This window comes from Treponema sp. R6D11 (assembly GCF_054786075.1).
The window spans coordinates 1-329 of sequence record NZ_BDHD01001331.1 but is presented as its reverse complement, the minus strand read 5'-3'; the positions used below and the strand labels follow the sequence as shown (position 1 = coordinate 329).

At 46.2% G+C, this 329-nt stretch carries 1 pseudogene; it reads right to left on the bottom strand.

Features of this window, described 5'->3' with window-relative positions:
- Window positions 1-73: 73 nt before the first annotated feature.
- Window positions 74-329 (bottom strand): annotated as a pseudogene (locus tag ACYVTD_RS18635) (glycosyl hydrolase family 18 protein); the annotation flags it as partial.

The window sequence follows — 329 nt, the reverse complement described above, 5'->3', positions numbered from 1 at the left end:
GCCGAATTTATCAATCTCCGTAACGGCGGCTACAATGTCATCGGCGGGGGTTTCCGCGTTTGGTAAATTTTTTTTAGCGGGAACCAATAACTTTCTTTTTTTTTTTTATAAGGGTTTTTTTTTTGTTGTTTTTTTTCAATTTTTCAATAGTTACATAAATAGGCGCCTTGTGGTGGTTTTGTCCCCCCCATGCCCGCCCGTAAAACGGAATACCCAGAACAATTTTTCCAGCCCCTAAACCCCGAAGGAAATAACCCCCCGCGCTGCGACCCCATCTAAGGGACGCTACAGACCCCGGAGAACCGCCGCTCCAATGTTCATCGTAAGCC